At 47.5% G+C, this 18610-nt stretch carries 20 protein-coding genes, 2 tRNA genes and 1 pseudogene; 18 read left to right on the top strand and 5 right to left on the bottom strand.

Annotated elements, in window-relative coordinates; all coding sequences use genetic code 11:
• Nucleotides 1-54 precede the first annotated feature (54 nt).
• From AC2JF8_RS07990 to AC2JF8_RS07960, 7 genes are all read left to right on the top strand, one after another.
• Nucleotides 55-127: transfer RNA gene (locus AC2JF8_RS07990), tRNA-Asn, on the top strand.
• A gap of 146 nt (nt 128-273) precedes the next feature.
• Nucleotides 274-1329 (top strand): LLM class flavin-dependent oxidoreductase, encoded by a 1056-nt coding sequence (locus tag AC2JF8_RS07985; RefSeq protein ID WP_500762601.1) that lies wholly within the window; start codon nt 274-276, stop codon nt 1327-1329.
• Nucleotides 1322-1990, top strand: coding sequence for an NADPH-dependent F420 reductase (locus AC2JF8_RS07980; protein ID WP_500762600.1), 669 nt, complete (start codon nt 1322-1324; stop codon nt 1988-1990). The genes AC2JF8_RS07985 and AC2JF8_RS07980 overlap by 8 nt, the downstream gene beginning before the upstream one ends.
• 164 nt (nt 1991-2154) lie before the next feature.
• Complete coding sequence (locus tag AC2JF8_RS07975; protein ID WP_500762599.1) at nt 2155-3156, top strand: PTS sugar transporter subunit IIB; 1002 nt, start codon at nt 2155-2157, stop codon at nt 3154-3156.
• Nucleotides 3157-3173: 17 nt separating this feature from the next.
• Complete coding sequence (locus tag AC2JF8_RS07970) at nt 3174-3977, top strand: PTS mannose/fructose/sorbose transporter subunit IIC (protein ID WP_500762598.1); 804 nt, start codon at nt 3174-3176, stop codon at nt 3975-3977.
• A gap of 27 nt (nt 3978-4004) precedes the next feature.
• Nucleotides 4005-4919 carry a PTS system mannose/fructose/sorbose family transporter subunit IID gene (locus AC2JF8_RS07965; protein WP_500762597.1) on the top strand — a complete coding sequence of 305 codons (915 nt, stop codon included), beginning with the start codon at nt 4005-4007 and terminating at the stop codon, nt 4917-4919.
• A 6-nt stretch (nt 4920-4925) separates the two neighbouring features.
• Entirely contained in the window at nt 4926-5288 is a 363-nt protein-coding gene (locus AC2JF8_RS07960) for a DUF956 family protein (RefSeq protein ID WP_500762596.1), read from the top strand.
• A 33-nt stretch (nt 5289-5321) separates the two neighbouring features.
• Here AC2JF8_RS07960 and AC2JF8_RS07955 read toward each other — a convergent pair whose 3' ends face one another.
• Nucleotides 5322-6689: an amino acid permease gene (locus tag AC2JF8_RS07955; protein WP_500762594.1), complete on the bottom strand. Its 1368-nt coding sequence runs from the start codon at nt 6687-6689 to the stop codon at nt 5322-5324.
• A gap of 170 nt (nt 6690-6859) precedes the next feature.
• Here AC2JF8_RS07955 and AC2JF8_RS07950 point away from each other — a divergent pair, with 170 nt between their 5' ends.
• Nucleotides 6860-7402, top strand: a complete 543-nt coding sequence (locus AC2JF8_RS07950; RefSeq protein ID WP_500762592.1) for a GNAT family N-acetyltransferase — start codon at nt 6860-6862, stop codon at nt 7400-7402.
• Between the two features lie 82 nt (nt 7403-7484).
• Here AC2JF8_RS07950 and galE read toward each other — a convergent pair whose 3' ends face one another.
• A complete protein-coding gene (gene galE, locus AC2JF8_RS07945) occupies nt 7485-8474 on the bottom strand; it encodes a UDP-glucose 4-epimerase GalE (protein ID WP_500762590.1) in 990 nt (329 codons plus the stop codon).
• A 137-nt stretch (nt 8475-8611) separates the two neighbouring features.
• Here galE and AC2JF8_RS07940 point away from each other — a divergent pair, with 137 nt between their 5' ends.
• Both AC2JF8_RS07940 and AC2JF8_RS07935 read left to right on the top strand, forming a co-directional pair.
• Nucleotides 8612-9370: an NADPH-dependent oxidoreductase gene (locus AC2JF8_RS07940; RefSeq protein WP_500762588.1), complete on the top strand. Its 759-nt coding sequence runs from the start codon at nt 8612-8614 to the stop codon at nt 9368-9370.
• Nucleotides 9371-9448: 78 nt separating this feature from the next.
• Nucleotides 9449-9757, top strand: coding sequence for a hypothetical protein (locus AC2JF8_RS07935; RefSeq protein ID WP_500762586.1), 309 nt, complete (start codon nt 9449-9451; stop codon nt 9755-9757).
• Here the strand turns inward: AC2JF8_RS07935 and AC2JF8_RS07930 are convergent.
• Nucleotides 9726-10214 (bottom strand): hypothetical protein, encoded by a 489-nt coding sequence (locus tag AC2JF8_RS07930; protein ID WP_500762584.1) that lies wholly within the window; start codon nt 10212-10214, stop codon nt 9726-9728. The genes AC2JF8_RS07935 and AC2JF8_RS07930 overlap by 32 nt on opposite strands.
• Nucleotides 10215-10224: 10 nt before the next feature.
• On the bottom strand, nt 10225-10758 hold the full coding sequence (locus tag AC2JF8_RS07925; RefSeq protein ID WP_500762583.1) for a hypothetical protein: 534 nt from the start codon (nt 10756-10758) through the stop codon (nt 10225-10227).
• Between the two features lie 178 nt (nt 10759-10936).
• On the opposite strand from AC2JF8_RS07925, the gene AC2JF8_RS07920 reads away from it, so the two are divergent.
• The 5 genes from AC2JF8_RS07920 to AC2JF8_RS07900 all read left to right on the top strand — a co-directional run bounded on the left by AC2JF8_RS07920 (nt 10937) and on the right by AC2JF8_RS07900 (nt 14904).
• Nucleotides 10937-11009, top strand: a tRNA-Thr gene (locus tag AC2JF8_RS07920).
• A gap of 354 nt (nt 11010-11363) precedes the next feature.
• On the top strand, nt 11364-11816 hold the full coding sequence (locus AC2JF8_RS07915) for a MarR family winged helix-turn-helix transcriptional regulator (RefSeq protein ID WP_500762581.1): 453 nt from the start codon (nt 11364-11366) through the stop codon (nt 11814-11816).
• Nucleotides 11817-11867: 51 nt separating this feature from the next.
• Nucleotides 11868-13277 (top strand): MDR family MFS transporter, encoded by a 1410-nt coding sequence (locus tag AC2JF8_RS07910; protein WP_500762578.1) that lies wholly within the window; start codon nt 11868-11870, stop codon nt 13275-13277.
• A 411-nt stretch (nt 13278-13688) separates the two neighbouring features.
• A complete protein-coding gene (locus tag AC2JF8_RS07905) occupies nt 13689-13811 on the top strand; it encodes a hypothetical protein (protein WP_500762605.1) in 123 nt (40 codons plus the stop codon).
• A gap of 472 nt (nt 13812-14283) precedes the next feature.
• Nucleotides 14284-14904 (top strand): endonuclease III domain-containing protein, encoded by a 621-nt coding sequence (locus AC2JF8_RS07900; RefSeq protein WP_500762576.1) that lies wholly within the window; start codon nt 14284-14286, stop codon nt 14902-14904.
• An 83-nt stretch (nt 14905-14987) separates the two neighbouring features.
• On the opposite strand, the gene AC2JF8_RS07895 is transcribed toward AC2JF8_RS07900, so the two are convergent.
• Nucleotides 14988-15950: a D-2-hydroxyacid dehydrogenase gene (locus AC2JF8_RS07895; RefSeq protein ID WP_500762574.1), complete on the bottom strand. Its 963-nt coding sequence runs from the start codon at nt 15948-15950 to the stop codon at nt 14988-14990.
• A gap of 288 nt (nt 15951-16238) precedes the next feature.
• Here AC2JF8_RS07895 and AC2JF8_RS07890 point away from each other — a divergent pair, with 288 nt between their 5' ends.
• From AC2JF8_RS07890 to AC2JF8_RS07880, 3 genes and pseudogenes are all read left to right on the top strand, one after another.
• Entirely contained in the window at nt 16239-17060 is an 822-nt protein-coding gene (locus tag AC2JF8_RS07890; protein WP_500762572.1) for a DUF6574 domain-containing protein, read from the top strand.
• A gap of 12 nt (nt 17061-17072) precedes the next feature.
• Nucleotides 17073-17150: pseudogene (locus tag AC2JF8_RS07885) on the top strand (zinc-ribbon domain-containing protein); the annotation flags it as partial.
• Between the two features lie 120 nt (nt 17151-17270).
• Nucleotides 17271-18479, top strand: coding sequence for a TcaA 3rd/4th domain-containing protein (locus tag AC2JF8_RS07880; protein WP_500762604.1), 1209 nt, complete (start codon nt 17271-17273; stop codon nt 18477-18479).
• Nucleotides 18480-18610: the final 131 nt, after the last annotated feature.

Below are 18610 nucleotides of genomic sequence, written 5' to 3'. Positions count from 1 at the left end.
TAGTTGGTGGGAGACTGCCTGCGAGGGTAGGACGCTGCCGTGCTTTTTTAATATTCCGGCTTAGCTCAGTTGGTAGAGCGCTTGACTGTTAATCAAGATGTCGTCAGTTCGAGTCTGACAGCCGGAGCAAGAAAAAGAGGACCTGGATGGGTCCTCTTTGTGTTGTCTAAAATTGCGTCGAGGGCCAATTAGGGTAAACACGATTACTATCAAATTCCTTGTATCTTGGTTATGCTTTAGCCATTGGGTAAAGAAAAGGAAGTGTCCGTTATTATGAAAATTGATGTGAATAATTTGAAGTTTGGGTTGGAGTCGTTCGGTGATGTGCCGTTTGATGATCAAACTCATGAACGTTTATCTGACGCACAGTCGCTGCGTGGCATTGTCAAAGAAGGCCAGCTGGCCGACAATCTAGGCATAGACGTTATTGGTCTGGGCGAACACCATCGCCGGGAATTTTCCGTCTCAAGTCCCGAGCTGGTGCTCTCCAACCTGGCGAGCGTCACGGAAAACATTCATCTTAGTACTGCAGTGACCGTTTTGAGTACTGACGATCCGGTCCGTGTTTTCGAACGCTTTTCCACTTTACAGGCACTGTCCAACGGCAGGGCGGAAGTAATGCTGGGGCGGGGGTCCTTTACGGAGTCCTTTCCCCTGTATGGCTATAAGTTAGAAGACTATGATGAGTTGTTTGAGGAGAAGCTCAAACTGTTTTCTGAATTGCTGAAGGGCGAGCCGGTGACCTGGAAGGGGAAACTGACGCAGGATTTGGATGCAGTTACGGTTTACCCGCAGCTGGAGCAGCACCTGCCGGTCAGGATAGGCGTTGGCGGGACACCGGCTTCGATAGTGCGTGCGGTTAATTACGGCTTTCCGGTAGTTCTGGCGATTATTGGCGGCGATCCCACTAGGTTTGCGGCGTACGTCAAATTATACGAGCGTGCCGCGCAAAAGCTAAACAAGCCGGTTCATCCCCTCACGATGCATTCACACGGCATTATTGCCGAGACTGATGAAGCCGCGCGGCAGCTGGCGTGGGACTACCTCAAACCATTCATGGACCAGCTTGGCGTTGAACGGGGCTGGCCGGAGATGACAAAAGAACATTTTAACGCCGAGATTGACCAGGGTGCTTACTACGTTGGCACGCCTGAAACAGTGGCCCGAAAAATTGCTAAAATGATGCAGGCCGTGGGCACGCAAAGATTTGACCTTGTTTATGGCGTTGGTGGCCAGCTACAGTCCGACCGGATTCGCACGATTAGGCTTTACGGCGAGCAAGTGATTCCCTGGGTTAAAGCACTTTTGCAGGGCGACACGCATGAATAGGCTAGCTAAACATCCTACTGTCGGAATTTTGGGCATAGGGAAATTAGGTACTACCTTAGGGCAGCTCGCGGTGGCAGCGGGGTATCGGGTATTAATGGCAACGGACAAAGCGGCAAGTGAGATTAAGCTGATTGTTGAAACCATTGTCCCGGGTGCTCAGGCTGTTAGTCAGCAGCAGCTTTTTGCCCTTAGCAATCTGGTAATCCTGGCAATTCCCCTGAGCAGATTCCAAACGATTGCGCCCAAACAGGCGGAGCATGTCTTAATTGTCGACGCGATGAATTATTGGTGGGAAGTTGATGGTACAAAAAACATTTACTCGACCCCGGAACATTCATCTTCTGAATTGGTGCAGCAGCATTTTGCGGATAGCGTTGTTGTGAAGGCCCTTAACCACATGGGTTACCATGATTTGCAGACCGAAGCCAAAAGTCCCGGTGCAAACGGGCGCAAGGCAATTGCTGTTGCGGGTGATTATGAGCAAGCCGTTCGCCAGGTTGAACAATTAGTCGACGCATTGGGATTTGTGCCGCTAAATATTGGGGCCCTCAGGCGGGGAGTCATTTTGGAGCCGGGATCTCCCTTGTTTGGAGCGGATTTGCCGCTCGGCCAACTTAAAAAGCTGGCGGATGAACAGCTGCAGCTGCGCAGGCAAAAGTAATTTAGTGAATGTATGATTTTGAGCAGAAAAAGGATTTAGTATCCTTTTTTATGCTTTAAGATCATCGCTGCTCACCCTAATAAAAGAGACTAGCAGTGCGTGACTTAGGCTTTTTTTAAAGGTATAATAGGCACGGGTATATTTTATCTAAAGGAGGAAATCTCATGGTAGGAATTGTATTGGCCAGCCATGGTGGTTTTGCCGATGGCATTGCGCAATCTGCGCAAATGCTCTTTGGCGAACAAGCCAATTTTGCTCACGTTACCCTGGCTCCCGACGAGGGACCAGATGATGTCAAGGGCAAAATGGAAGGGGCAATTGCTTCGTTTGATAATCAAGATGAAGTTTTGCTGATCGTTGATCTGTGGGGAGGTACGCCGTTTAACCAAGCCAACGGTCTGCTTGAAAACAATCCGGCTTGGGCAGTCGTATCCGGAATGAACTTGCCGATGGTTGTTGAAGCACTGACGCAGCGTTTGACCAACCCCAAGGCAACTGCGCGCGAAGTTGCTACCGCAATTATCACGCCAGCGAAAGAGGGAATTAAGACTAAGCCAGCTGACTTGATGCCAAAAGCAGAAACACAACCTGCGCCGAAGGCAGCAGCGACAAGCAAAAAGGGAATTCCGGAAGGAACGGTTGTGGGTGACGGCCACATCAAGTTTGTCCTGGCCCGGATTGACTCACGGCTGCTTCACGGACAGGTTGCCACAGGGTGGATTCCCACAATGCACCCAGACCGGGTAATTGTCGTTTCAGACAGTGTTGCCAAGGATGAAATGCGCAAGAGCATGATTCGGGAAGCTGCACCTGCCGGCGTTAAGGCGCATACGGTGCCGATTGCTAAAATGATTGAAATCGCCAAGGATCCACGTTTTGGCAACACGCACGCACTGCTGCTCTTTGAAAATCCGGAAGATGTGTTGCGCGTGGTTAAGGCCGGCGTTGACATTCAAACAGTCAACGTGGGTTCAATGTCTTACCAAGTTGGTGATGTTAACGCCAATAATGTTTTATCAATGAACCAAGAGGACGTTGATACGTTCCATGAACTTGCAAAGATGGGCGTCAAGTTTGACGTGCGCAAGGTGCCAACGGATAAATCGGGCAACATGGACGGAATTCTGGCTAAGGCGCAAAGTTTACTAGACGAGCAAAAGAAATAAGAGGATAGGAGTAAAAAATGAATGCTATTCAAATGATTTTAGTTGTTCTGGTTGCCTTTCTAGCTGGTATGGAAGGCATCTTGGACCAATGGGAATTTCACCAACCCCTGGTTGCCTGTACCTTGATCGGGTTAGTTACGGGTCACCTGGACTTAGGCGTTATCTTGGGCGGTTACCTGCAAATGATTGCGCTTGGTTGGGCTAACATTGGTGCTGCGGTTGCGCCTGATGCCGCCTTGGCATCGGTTGCCTCGGCCATCATCCTGGTTCAAAGTGGCCAAGGCACTAAGGGCATCGGCATGGCAACGGGGATTGCGATGCCGCTGGCCGTTGCCGGACTGTTTTTGACCATGATCGTGCGGACCATTTCCACTGGTATTGTCCACATTATGGATGCCGATGCCAAGAAGGGCAACTGGCGCAAGATTAACATGTGGCAGTGGCTTGACGTCTGCCTGCAAGGGCTGCGGATTGCGATTCCGGCTGCCTTGCTGCTGGCTATTCCGGCTTCAACCGTTCAATATTGGTTGGGCCTCATGCCTGCTTGGCTCAGTGATGGTATGCAAATTGGTGGTGCCATGGTCGTTGCTGTTGGTTACGCGATGGTTATCAACATGATGGCTAGCCGGGAAGTATGGCCGTTCTTTGCCATTGGTTTTGCCCTGGCAGCAGTTAAGGACCTAACCCTGATTGCTTTAGGTGCCATTGGATTGGCAATGGCTGTAATGTACCTGGCCTTAGAGTCTAAGGGCGGCAGCAGCTCTAGTTCAGATAATGACGGTACCGGCGACCCACTCGGCGATATCATTGACGACTATTAAAGTGATATTTAAGAGGAGGATTTTATTATGGCTGATCAAAAAATCAAATTAACTAAAACCGACCGCTTCAAAGTGATGTGGCACTCACAATTCTTGCAGGCTTCATGGAACTATGAAAGAATGCAGAACGGTGGTTTCGCATATTCGATGATTCCGGCACTGCGCAAGTTGTACCCCAAAAAGGACGACATGGCGGCAGCACTGGAGCGGCACTTGGTGTTCTTCAACGTTCACCCCTACCTAGTTTCGCCAATCTTAGGCGTTACCTTGGCTTTGGAGGAAGATAAGGCTAATGGTGCCAAGGTTGAAGATGAAGCCATCCAGGGTGTTAAGGTCGGAATGATGGGGCCCCTGGCTGGTGTTGGCGACCCGGTCTTCTGGTACACGGTGCGGCCAATCGTCGGTGCCCTAGGCGCTTCGATGGCGATTCAAGGCAATATTCTGGGACCGATTCTGTTCTTTGTCATCTGGAACGCAATCAGATTGGCATTTATGTGGTATACGCAGGAATTTGGCTACCGGGCTGGTTCCGCTATCACCAACGACATGTCCGGTGGTCTTCTGCAGAAGGTAACTCGTGGTGCCTCCATGATGGGGATGTTTGTCCTGGGCTCCCTAATCGAGCGCTGGGTCAACATTAAATTCACGCCGATCGTATCACGGACGCCTATTCAAAAGGGCGGCTACATTGACTGGAACGCGCTTCCGGCTGGTGCCAAGGGCATCCAGAAGGCCTTAATGGACCAGGCAAGCGGCTTGTCGCTGACCAAGTTCAAGGTAACGACCCTGCAGAACAACCTGGACATGTTGGTTCCAGGTCTTGCCGGTTTGCTGCTAACCTTCTTCTGTATGTGGCTTTTGAAGAAAAAGGTTTCGCCAATTATCATTATTATTGGCATCTTCATCGTCGGTGTTGCACTGCACGTACTGCACATTCTTTAAAGCAAGATGGTTGAATCAAGCAATACCACAGTCGAATTAACTACTAGTGCGACCTGGTTTCGTGGGGTTGCAACCTATGGCAAGGCGATGGTCGGCAATAAGGCGTTTGAATTTTATAATGAGCGCAACATTGCTGATTACGTCCAGATACCGTGGGCTGAAGTGACCTACGTCGTAGCTGACGTGCGCTTTGGCGGGCGCTACATACCACGCTTTGAGGTGCGAACGCGCAAAAACGGGGCGTTTACCTTTTCAACGCGGAACAACAAAAAGACGCTGCACGCTATGCGCAGTCATGTTCCGGCTGAGCGGATGCGGCAAGCACTCGGACTGTGGCAAAAGATTAAAGGCAAATTTAGACGCAAATAAAAAAGGTCTTAGATCGGTTGATCTAAGGCCTTTTTACTTGGCCTCTTTGTGTCGCACCTTGATTAGGCTTGCCAAGATGATGAAGATTAGCAGGGCCGCAACCATGGCGATGCGGTTAGCAGGCAGGATTAGCAACATAACAATCATCAATGCGAAGAACAGCAGGGTGACGTAGTCGAGCCAGGGAAAGCCGGGCATTTGGAAGTCAGTCAGGTTTTGGGGGCTGGTCTTGCGCCGGTATGCAATGTGGGTAAGCAACATTAGACACCAGATAATGAGAAACATGCTCGTTGAGGTTGAGGAGATAAAGTCAAAGGCTTTGTTTCCAATCATGATAATGACTAGAGGAGCCAGCGCCATTAGTGCAGCCGACAGGATGAGTGCATTCTGTGGCAGCTGCCTTCTTAGGCGACCGAAGATCTTGTTCCATTTGCCCTGTCCGCTGTAAGCGGCTGAAAACAGCAGTCTGCCGGCACTATATAAGAAACTATTTGTAGAAGAAATGGCGGCGGAAATCACAACAAAGTTGATGATTGAACCAGCATTCCGAATGCCAGTAGCAGCCAGCGTCTGCACGAAGGGACTGGACGAAGTGGATATTTTGTTCCAAGGAATAACAACTAAAATAGCGATAATGGCCAAAACGTAGAAGAGGATAATTCGCACGGGCACTTGATTAATCGCCTTTTTGATGACAACCTGAGGATTTTGCGCTTCCGCAGCCGTTACGCCGACTAATTCAACGCCCACAAAGCTAAAGATTACCATTTGAAAGCCGGAGAAGAAGCCGGTGCTGCCCTTGGCAAAGAAACCGCCGTTGGTGGTCAAGTTGGCCAGCGTAACGGGTCCAAAGCTGGTTCGACCGCCTGTTACCAGCAGGTAGCCAACCAGTAAGACAAAGGCAATGACGGTCACGATTTTAATAATTGCAAAGCTGAATTCCAGGTTGCCAAAGAGGCGCGCTGACAGCAGGTTAATAAAGAGCAATACTGCAACTGTGACGAGGCCGGGCACCCACGTTGGCAAATGAGGAAACCAATACTGGAAGTAGATTCCCAGAGCGGTCATTTCGGCCATGCCCAGGGTCACCCAGCTAATCCAGTATAAGTAGCCGGTGATGAAGCCGATGTCCTTGCCTAAATACTTTTTGATAAAGTCGATATAGGTGTGCTTGGACAGGTCTGAGACGATGAGTTCGCCTAGTGCGCGCATCAGTAAAAATAAAAAGACGCCCACAATGATATAAATCAGTACAACGCTGGGGCCGGCCCGCCTGATGCTGTTGCCGACGCCTAAGAACAGGCCAGTGCCAATCGTTCCCCCCAGTGCAATCAGCTGAATGTGGGCGTTGGTCAGCGTGCGCTCATAACCTGATTTGTTTTTTTCGTCTTCTGCACTCATTAAATCACTCCATTTTCTAAAAAAAGTACATTATTTAATTATAACATTTGCCCAATGTCCTGAGCTATCTGACGACAAAAAAGTGGGCGACTTGGTTAAAAAGTAGGAACAGGGATAACTAAATTGTAGTATCATAAAGAATACTTTCAGCAGCAAGGGAGGAATTTGAAATGTTTATTAGCAGCCATTTTACGGTTAGCAATTTAGCGGTCGAGCTGGCCTTGCCAGAACTTAGTCATGCACAGGGCCTGTTTGACATAGTTACCCATGACCGCAAGGACTTGGCCCGCTTCTTGCCTTGGGCTGATAAAGTCAAGACCGTTCAAGATGAGGTTGACTTTATCAAAGCGATGCGCCTGGACACCGCGCGCTACGAAAAGTTGGCCTTGGTGGTCATGGTGGAAGGACAGCCGGCCGGGATGGCGGATTTACACAATATCAGCCTAAAGAACGAGCGAGCTGAAATCGGCTATTGGCTGGGGCAAACCTACCAGGGGCGAGGCGTGATGACGACCGCGGTTCAAAAATTGCTGGAGATGGCATTTGCCGACCTCGGCTTGCACCGGTTAGACTTGCTCGCAGACCACAATAACAGGCCTAGCCGCGCAATTGCTGAACGTCTGCATTTTACCCACGTGGCGCTCCTGAAGGATGAAGTGAAGTATCACGAGCACTTTTGCGATATGGACTTGTATACCAAAATTAATAAGTAAAAAAGCGTGCAACGCAATGAGCCCCGAAAGCTGTCTAACTTTCGGGGCTCATTGCAAAACCTGCTTAGGGCTTGTACGTTTTTTAATCTTCGTAGCCGTTGGGGTGGGTCTGGTGCCACTTCCACGCGCTTGCTATTACTTCTTGGACGTTCTCATGTTTAGGCTGCCATTTGAGGATGGTACGCGCCTTGGTTGAGTCAGCCACTAAGCTGTCAGGGTCGCCGCCACGTCGTGGACCCATTGTGTAGGGAATGTCAATGCCGGTAACCTCGCGTGCTGCCTGCAGAATCTCCAGGTTGGAGTAGCCGTGGGCCGTGCCCAGGTTGAAGACGTCGGACTTGTTCGTGGCCACCAGGTGCCTGAGGGCGAGGATGTGGGCGTCAATCAGGTCCGTGATCTGCACGTAGTCGCGAACGTTGGTGCCATCCTTAGTGTCGTAATCATCGCCAAAAATGATTAGCTTGCCGTCACCGCTAGCCGCGCTTTTAAGAATGTTGGGAATCAAGTGGGTTTCAGGTGCATGGTCTTCGCCCGTATCACCATCGCTTGAGGCCCCACCCACGTTGAAGTAGCGCAGGGCAATGGATTTGATCCCGTCCGCTTGGTCAGCCCAGTGCATGATTTTTTCCATCATCAGCTTGGTCTCACCATAAGGGTTGATCGGTTCAGTGGGCGAATCTTCCGTGATTGGCAGCTGTTTTGGTATGCCGTAGGTTGCCGCACTGGAAGAAAAGACCAGGTACTTGACGCCGGCGTCCTTCATGGCTTTCAGCAAAGAAATCATGCCCGTTACATTGTTGTCGTAGTATTTGAGCGGATTCTTCACGGACTCAGAAACGAGTGAGTATGCCGCAAAGTGCATGACGGCATCAATGTTTTCTTTTCGCAAAATTTGGCTCACTAGGAACGTGTCTTCAATATCGCCCTGGTAGAACTTGGCTTCGGTAGCGACCGCCTTTTGGTGGCCAGTGTAAAGAGCGTCCAAAACGACGACCTCGTTGCCCTGCTCGAGCAGCCCCCGAACCGCATTGGAGCCGATATAGCCGGCACCGCCAACAACTAATATGCGCATAATTACCTCCATTAAAATCTATTGATTAAGTAAATTTTAGCACAAGCACGCCCCAAGGTGGGCACCTTTTTTCTGCTATAATGAATTGAGAGAACTGTGAGGAAAACTGAGTTAAAAGCATAGGAAGAAGTAATTGGATGATTCATAATTCGACGATTGACGGCCAGGTTAACCACAGGTCAATTCGCAAGTTTAAGGACAAGCAGCTAAGATTTGACCAGCTGAATACGTTGTATACCGTATTTCAGCACACGGCGACCAGCATGTTCATGCAGAATGCGACGCTGCTGCATATTACCGACAAGGCCAAGCGGGCGCGGATCAGGGAATTGTGCGGGCAGAAGTACGTGGGCGCTGAAGGCGATTTGTTTATTTTCGTGGTTGACCTCTACCGCAACCAGCAGATTAGAAAGCAGCTGGGCACGGACGACGGCCGCGTGCACACGACGGATATTTTTTTCCAGGGGATGGACGACACGCTCCTGGCTTGGCAGAACGTTGCTAACGCCGTGGAAAGCATGGGGCTGGGCTACGTTCCGCTGGGCACGATCAACGACCACCCCTTGGCGATGCTCGACGCACTGAACCTGCCGCCGTTAACCTTTCCGGCGCTCGGGATGCAGGTGGGCGTGCCCGACCAGGAGCCGCAGTTAAAGCCGCGCCTGCCGCTGGAATTCACAACCTTTGAGAACGACTACCCGCGCGACTTCAAGGTCAGCAATCTCAGGGATTACGACCAGGTGGTGACCACGTATTACGACCTGCGTGACGCCAACCGGAGGATTGATTCCTTCACTAAGCAGATTACGGGTGCCAAGCTGAATAGCAAGGCGATTGACCGTGACCAGCTACCCGAATTGCTGTACAAGCAGGGCCTGTGCCTGGACTGGAAGTAATTAAATATCGTTGCAAACAAAAAAAGAGTTCAGATTGAAATGAGTCCCGAAAGTTAGACAACTTTCGGGGCTATTTTTATGACTAAATTATCTAAAGAACAGAAAATCAAGCTTTACAATCAATGGCAACAAGGCTATTCAATTGCTTATTTGGCTAAGGCTCACCAGCTTAATAGCCATAGTCTGTCTTATCTCTTGCAGTTGCTTGACTGTCACGGCCTGCAGATTCTGGATGAACCCTACCACCATTACTCGCAAGCCTTCATTGAGGACGCATTGAAACAGGCTTTGACTAACAAGCTCTCTTTAAACCAGCTGCCCATTAGATTAGGACTGAAAAGTTCAGGTATTTTGTTTAATTGGCTGCGGGAACGTCAGTATTACTAGAATCTACCGGGTGAAAATCACTTGAAGCTAAATCAGTCATATCAGTAGCACTTTGGACAATATCCATACCCTTGTCTCGGTCTGGGTCCCCAACTTGTTGCCATTCACCGACATTGACGTAAGTTTCAGCGATTCGTCCACCGCCAAATTGCATGTTGAGATTTTCAGGAGCTGCCGCAAGCATAAGTGTCAGTAGAAATGGCTTTCCTGGTTGAGATTTTGTTGGCGTCATGATATTACCAGAATATCTAGCAACTTTAGTACCTGCTGGATATACCTTGCCTGATGGTCCATTCAAAGCGTACTTCAAAGTACCGTATTGAATCCAGTTGTTGTAACCGGGATGCTCTGCACTAGCGCTAGCTAATTGAGTGCTATCATTGATGACTACGGTTGCACCCACGCTTGTTAATGCAACAGCGCACAACGCGATTGCAATCTTCTTGTTGATTTTCATGTTTTTCCTCCTAAATGTTGTATGTAAAGTGAGGATAATGGCGTTTGTTTAATTTTTTTGCCAAATCAGCCGAACGATACCAGTGTTCAGAGCCCCATAAGCCGGCTCCATTAGCGATAGTTAGAACCTGATGGCCTTCAAGCTTAGATACATTGTAATACGGGCCACCGGTTTCCTGATACCAACCTTTTATGCTTATCCATTTCCGTCCGCGAATTTTTGCTGAAGAACCTAAAATATAAATCCAATTATCCTTATTATTTCTATGTTTGGGGTAGGTTGGGTCATTTTTAGGCTTAGCGTGTAAATAGTTAACTACCTTTTTGTAATCGGCATAAGATATTCGCTTTTTCTTGGTGTAGACATATTTTTCAACTTGTTTAGTATCATTATCATAGTGATACCATGTTCCGCGCATCTTTTTGGGAAAGACGGCTGAGTTGGTTTTAGCCTGAATGTTGTTTGGATGGTTTATTGTCGTTTGTCCGATTGTTCCAAAAGTTATCAGTGCGACGACCGCAATAATTAGTTTCTTAAATTTCATGTTTTCTTCCTTTTAAAAATATGTATCTAATAGTTTTATTATACATTTGTCAATATATAATTAGCAATATAATGTAAAAAATATGTTTATGTAACTTGATTCAACATTCTAAAATAAAATCTCTGATTTTATTGCATGATTTTTCTACTTCTGCTATAATTTAAACGTTGTGAAAAGCGCTGATTTAGCTCAGTTGGTAGAGCGTTTCCCTCGTAAAGAAAAGGTCGCCAGTTCGACTCTGGCAATCAGCATAAGTTAGGTTTTCATAAGTTAATTATCCTTCGTGTATCAAGGTTTAGACCTGTGCGCGAAGGATAATTTTTGTTTAAAAAGGAAAGCCAAGAACATAAACGGAACACAGAAAAAAGTCATGTTCCGTGAGTGATTTTTTGGATAGACACAAAGATTGATATAACAGTATTTGTAACCAATTTTTCGCTGTGCCAGCTTGAGATACTAGTGGTTGCGAGTAAAATTCTGAGACCAGTGATGATCAGCAGAGCAGACCACCAAGCTGGCTTAAAAATGGGGATGAGAACTCTTTGGGGCAAAAATTCTTGTTTTTTACAAATAGTGTAGTAAACTACATATTCAAGGAGGATAAAATGACAAGTTCACCACTAAATGACATTGGTCCGCGAATCAAGATGGCCAACACGCTAATTGAGAAGGAGCTTAACAACCGTGTTGCTGGGGCAATTACGGACTACAGCCTGACGGGCCCGCAGATTACGATGCTGGTTTACCTGTATGAGGCGGGCAATAAGACCGTCACGCAAAAGGAGTTAGCCGACAAGTTTGTCCTGAGTCACCCGACTATCCGCAGCATTGTGCGCCGCCTCGTTAAAGCCGACCTGCTCAATGCAACGCGCATGGAAGAGGACCGCAGGCAAATCAAGTTGACTTTGACTGCTGCTGGTACTGCTTTCATTGCCGAACACGTTGATGACATCTACGCAATTATGGCTGATGTGAACAGGCAAATAGTGCGGGGAATTAGTCCGGCGGACCTTGAGCGGATAAATGACGGACTGCAACAGGTTATCAGCAACTTTTAAGCTGCGTTTTTGTTGGCAAAAATGTAGCTTGCTACATAAAAGGAGAGAATAATGAACAGTGACGGCACACAAAAAATAACAAGCAGGCAGCGCAACGTGATGATGGCGGTACTATTATTCGGGGCGTTTGTCGCGTTACTAGCAGAAACGTTCCTGAATAACGCGCTGCCAACAATAATGCGCTCATTCGGCGTCAGCCAGGCAACGGCCCAGTGGCTCACAACCTCGTACTTATTAGTTGTTGGACTAATGATTCCGATGTCGGCCTGGATTTTTAATTCATTTAGCCTGAAAACAAATTACCTGGCAATGATGGCCATCTTTTTTGTTGGATCACTCGTCTGCATGGTTGCGCCTAATTTTGTCACGCTGCTGACTGGGCGCATCATTGAAGCAATTGCGGCCGGGGGATTAATGCCGTTCATTCAAAACGTGATTCTGCTGCTTTTCCCGCCGGAAAAACGGGGCGTGGCCATGGGCATCACGGGTCTGGTAATCGGCTTCGGGCCCGCGGTCGGGCCAACCATCTCGGGCTTGATCCTTAAGTACTCCAGCTGGCAGATGCTTTTTATTATTTTAAGCGCTACCAGCCTGATTGTTGGTCTGGCGGCTGCTTTTACAATCAAAAACATCACGAAGCCCAACTTCAACACGCCGGATCTTACCTCATTCCTTGAGACAATCTTCGGCTTTGGGCTGATTCTGTACGCCCTGTCAGAAGTTGGCAACACGGGCAAAATTACGGGGCCATTAACTCTCTGCTTGGTTGTCGGCCTGGCAATTATTGTGTTGTTCTGCATGCGGCAGTTAAAGATGAAGAAGCCCCTGGTTGACCTGCGGGTATTCAAAAACCTGAAATTTGATTTGTGCACTGTCTTGAGCATGATCAGCAATATTGCGATGGTCGGAATTGAGTTGATCCTGCCCCTTTACTTACAAACAACGCGCGCGGAAACGGCGGTGACGGCCGGCCTGGTGATGATGCCCGGCGCTTTGGTCATGATTGTTTGCAACCCAATTTCGGGGATGCTGTACGATAAATTTGGCATTAAGAAGCTTTCATTTTTTGGTTTTGCCATGCTCCTCGTGGGGACGCTGCCGATGCTCACGTTTAACGCTGATACCAGTCTGGCGATGATCGGTTTCTGGTATGCTGTGCGGATGGTCGGCATTTCGTTTACGATGATGACCACGTTCACTGCCGGCATCAACCTGGTAAGCAAGGATCTTACCGCTGATGCCAACGCTGCATCTTCGACGGTTAGACAAATTGGCGGTTCGTTAGGAACTGCGCTTGCCATGCTGGTGATTTCGCTTGCCACAACAATGAAGTCCGGCGCTGGCGCTGCTGCTGGACTCACGACCGGCTACCACTGGGGCTTCATCCTGATAATTGTCTTTGTGCTGATTGCATTTGTTACATCATTCTTCTTGCCCAATTCCCAAGAAGAAAACAAGTAGGGGATTGCTTTTCATCCTGTAATAAATATGCGCGCTTAAAAGTCCTTGTGCATTAATAAAGGGTCCGCTTGAGCAATTCTGAATTGCGGCCGTAATTACGGCAACCCGGATGTTCTGACGTGGGTCAATTTCCGTCGGCCTCATGCAGGCGGGCGCGATGGCTGTCCTGTACGTAGTAATCAAGCGGTTGGCTGCATACACGCACCGCGTGAATAAATGAGGTATTACCAATATAAAAGCCCCGACCGTAATGAATGCTGGGGCTTTTTTCCGTCTGTTAACCATCAAAAAATGCAGTTAGCGAGTACTATTTGTTACCGTACACTGTTACGTACGGTAAAATGTGGTAAGGGTGAGTGAAATGACAAAAATTTTGCCCCAACGGCTGCTAGGACAAATTTCTATAAGGTAATTAAAGAAACCAACCGGGATTCACGGCCAACAATTATTCAGGGCACGGATGATGGCAAGAGTGCCGTTATAATTGGCAAGAAAGATTATGATGCCATGCAGGAAACAATGCAGTTAGCTTAAGCGGTCGAATTGAAGATGCCCTTAACCGTGAACGTGATGACTCAGTCGAGCTGGCACAAATGATGCGTGAGGTTGATGATGAAGCCAAAATAGGTGGACCATCAAAACTGTTAAAGGGGCAAAATTCGACCTGAGAATTGTTCTGCGCAGGCAATTGCGTTCAATTTTTGGGTGATTGTAAAGCAACTGGGGAAGACCCCTTTGCTCCAATTCAATCGTTTGAAAAATTGATTTCACTGGTTCCGCCAGCAGCAGGTTTTTGTTCTAGGCGCCTAAACGCTCAACATAGAGTGGCTTACAAGGCGGATAATAAAGAAAAGTTAGAAAAAATATGCTCGTTGTGATCACATTATGATAGATACTAGATAAACTCAACCAATAATCGAAAAATGATGAAGCTATTTCTCTATCGCTTTTGGGACAATCTTATTCGATAATAAAATCAAGAATATTAAGTTAGGAAGCAAGTCTTTTGGTTAATTATGTTAACGTCTACCACGAGATGCTGAAGCGCTATGGCGCGCAGCACTGGTGGCCGGCTGAAAATGAATATGAAATTATCGTGGGTGCCATCCTGGTGCAGAACACGAATTGGCGCAACGTGGACCATTCGCTGGACAACCTGCGCCAGTGCGTGGGCTTTGACCCGCAGGCTATTTTAGCCCTTGAAATTGATGAACTGAAAGATTTGATTCGACCCAGCGGCTTTTATAACGCCAAGGCCCAGACGATTCATGCTACCCTGCAGTTTATGGCTGCGTATGATTTTGCCCTTGAGCAGATAAATGCGGCCCTGCCGGGTGACCGGCTGCGCACCAGCCTGCTTGAGATCAAGGGCATTGGCAACGAAACCGCTGATGATATGCTGCTGTACGTGTTTGACCGGCCGGTGTTTATTGCGGACGCGTATGCGCGCCGGATGATTGCCCGGCTGGAGCAGTGCGATGTGCGCACGCTGAAGTACATGGCTGTCAAGAAAGCGATGGAAGAAAAACTTGCTGACTTTACGCTGAATGACTTTCAGGAATTTCACGCGCTGATTGATGCGCATAGTGGGGATTACCTCAAGGATAACGTGAAAAATACCCCTTAAGAGAATAGCTGCTTGCCAATTGACAAACTAAAGCCCGCCATACCGAATTAGGCATGACGGGCTTTTTTGCGTGCTGATAAAAGTTAATTCACGACGTTTTGCTCGTGCCCGTTTAGGAAGGCCTCGAGGTTGTTCACGACAATGCCCAGCAGGCGGCTGCGCGTTTCGCGGGGGGCCCAGGCAATGTGGGGCGTGATGTAGCAGTTCTTGGCCTGAAGAAGGGGACTGTCAGCTGCAATCGGCTCTTTTTGAGCGACGTCAACGCCGGCGGCCCTGATTTTGCCTGTGTTGAGCGCCTGAGCGACGTCGGTTTCGCTAATGAGGCCGCCGCGCGCCGTATTAATCAGAATAACGCCGTCCTTCATTTTGCTGATTGCTTCCTGGTCAATCATTTCCGTGGTTTCCGGCGCCTGGGGAACGTGCAGGCTGATGATGTCCGCGCGCTCATAGAGCTCGTCGAGGCTCACTTGCTCCACGTATTCCGGGGCGTTTGCCTTGGGCCGGTGGTTGTAAAAAAGCACGTTCATCGAAAAAGCGTGACCGATTTCTGCCACCTTCCTGGCAATATTGCCAAAACCGATGAGACCCAGCGTCTTGCCCGACAGTTCCATCAGTGGCTTTGCCCAGAAGGTGAAGTCGGGATTATTTGTCCAACGGCCCTGGTGCACTAAGTCGTTATGCAGGCCGACGTGACTCGTGATCTCGAGCAGCAGGGCGAAGGTGAATTGGGCGACGGCCCCGGTGCCATAAGTCGGAATGTTGGTGACGGGGATGCCCGCTTTCCGCGCCGCCGCGGTGTCAATCACGTTGTAGCCCGTGGCGGTGACGCCGATGTACTTTAGGTTGGGTGCCTTGCTAATCACGCTCCGGTTCAGCGGCGTCTTGTTGGTTAAGACAATTTCAGCATCGCCAATCCGTTTTAAGATTTCCGCGTCGTCATCGACCGGCGTCCGGTCGTAAAAAGTACACTCGCCTAAGGCCTTGAGCGGTGCCCAGTCTAGATCACCAGGATTCAGGGCATAGCTGTCCAAATTAACAATCTTCATTTTTAGTCCTTTCAATTAAACGCTTTCTTTATAATGCTTATTTTACTATAGATTGCGGAGTTAAGACATTCTAAAAAAGCGTCGCGCGTGAAAAATGAGAATACCGGTAATGCTTTTGGTAAAAATAGCTGTATAAGAGCAATTTGACAGGACTTTTAAATGAATCTACAATTATTTGGTATCCTATACTTGCAATGTTATTTGATTTGAAGAGTATTAGGGCTAGATATGATTAAAGTGGGAACATTGTATTTTAAATAAAATACTATAAGTAAAAAGGAGTTATGAATGAAAAAATGTCCAAATTGTGGGGCTAGCATGAAAGGGGACGTTAATTTTTGTACGTCCTGTGGGATGGATCTACGCAATGTGATTGCCCAGCAAACTGCTCAGCAAGAAGTTCAACAAACGGTGAAGGCTCAGCCTGAAATATCGAATACCGCGGAGGCAAACGAGTCCAATGGTCAAATTAGCAGTTACTGGCAATGGTGCGTAGAGTCTTGGCAACACCCTGCTCAAAACATTGTGCCTGCTGAGAGTTGGTATGGCTGGGCAACCATTCTAATAACTGATTTATTAATTGTTCTGGGCCTCTATTACTGTGCGAATTCGGTCATTAACACCGTAGTTGACCTGGCTAATCGCTATGGGGGAAATACGCGTGGTTGGGATCAATTTAACGTGTCATTTGGCGTAGTCCTCGAAGTGTTCATCATTATCTTGCTATTTGAAGCGATTGCTATTGGTGGATATTACCTGGCTTATAAGTTTATCTATGATGTCCAGCCCAGACTGCTTGAATTTGTTAATCGTGGCGTTCATGCTAGTAATTTAAACCTGATTTTTGCGGCGTTATTCTTCTTAGTAACGTTGATGGGAATAAACAGCATTAAACTTGCCCTGATCTTATTAATGGTGATTTTGTCCCTGTTTTTCGTCGGCCAGCAGGCTGTCTTGCTGGGTGATGAGGGGGCCAAGCGTGATAAAATCTATGGCTTTTTGATTGCATTAGGGATTATTTTTGTTTGTTTAACGATTTTAAATTCCATAATTTATGGCTCCGTAATTCGTTCAGTTATTGAACATATTATGTCTCCGGGTGCGATATAAGGGGTAAACGAAATGAATGAAACGAAATTTTGCCCAAATTGTGGTGAGCAAGTTGAAGAAGCGGTCGAATTCTGTCCGAATTGCGGTACCAGACTGCCTAAGGCTATAGCAAATAGGCAACGATCCAATACTGATAAAAATATTGCCGCTCCCCAAGAAGCACAGGTCCCAACAAGGCAGCGTACGGCCAATCTCAATAAGCGGCCGCCAATGAAAAAGCGAAATAAGATTATCCTGACCTGTGTGGGCATCGTGATTGTAGCTTTTGCGGCTTTCTATGCTTGGGGTTCTAATCATTATCAGCGCAGCAATCAGGTTAGCCAAATTACGGCGATGCTAAAGGACCCACGCCAGGGGCTGGCACAATACGTTACGTCTGCCAACCCTAACGTTCGTGTAACTGATACGGCCCTGAAGCCAACGCAAGAATATTATGCTGAACATTATGAAGAAGCAGATAAGATGGCAGGTGCATTTAAGTATGGTGACAGTTACGGTAATATCAGTCTGGTTCAGGAGGGACATTACTTGCTGTTCTTCCCGAAGTATAGTCTGCGACTCAGAACTTATAGCCCTCAGATTAAGACTAATCATGCTGACTCAACGATTTTGCTTAATGGCAAAAAGTTCGGTGGCGTTGATGGCAACGGTGAAAGTTATTACAAAAAAATTACGCCCTTGTTCCCGGGAAAGTATCATGTTGCAGTTAAGTCGATAGCTTCGGGGCATGATTTATCTGCCGACAAGAACGTCAATATTTTTTCTAATCGGGCTATCAACATGGATATCAAGACGGTTAATTTTATGGTTAAAAGCATGCCCGGTTCATTCGTCTATATTAATGATAAAAAAGTCGGAACACTGAATAAAAAAGGAACGGCAACTTTTAAAGATTATCCAGCTACTGCTGATATGAAGATTCACGTTGAAACTAAGGTAAATGGTAAATTAATCAAGTCAAAAACGGTTGATTATGATGAACTAGGGTTCACTGATGACGATGACAGCAGTAGTAATGTTGTTAAACCTGAATGGCCAGGCTTAATCAGCCAAGACGATGCTGAAAGCATACTACAAGACAGCTTTAATTCACCTGACGAAGATAGTTTTGTCGGCGGTGCGGAGAACAAGGGCTACCAAGAGCTGCATAGCCAGGTTTCCAAATTTGACGATGATGATGACATAATTGGTTACTCAATGGACTGCAGCGTGGTCTCTATAGTGCCAGCTCCTAATAGCTGCAGTAGCGTCACGTATAAGATAACCTATACTTTTGAGCATGAAGATTATGAACATAAACAGGTATTGCTGTATACCGGCGGTTTATTCCACCAAACCGGCGATGATGACAGCGGGTCACAAAGAATCAAAGCAATTGGTAGTGGCAAAATTATTAGTGACAAGAAATATGATAATTAATCTTTGTTTTTGAAGGGCGAGTTCTGATGAACTCGTTTTTTGGTTTACGCGTCCGTCGTACTTAAAGTGCCAACTTTTACTATTTTCATAACTCGGTGTGAGTAAAAGGTGGTACAATTAGGGCAATTAAA

Source organism: Lactobacillus sp. CA30L, from assembly GCF_059900845.1.
This window is presented reverse-complemented; position numbering and strand designations above follow the sequence as displayed.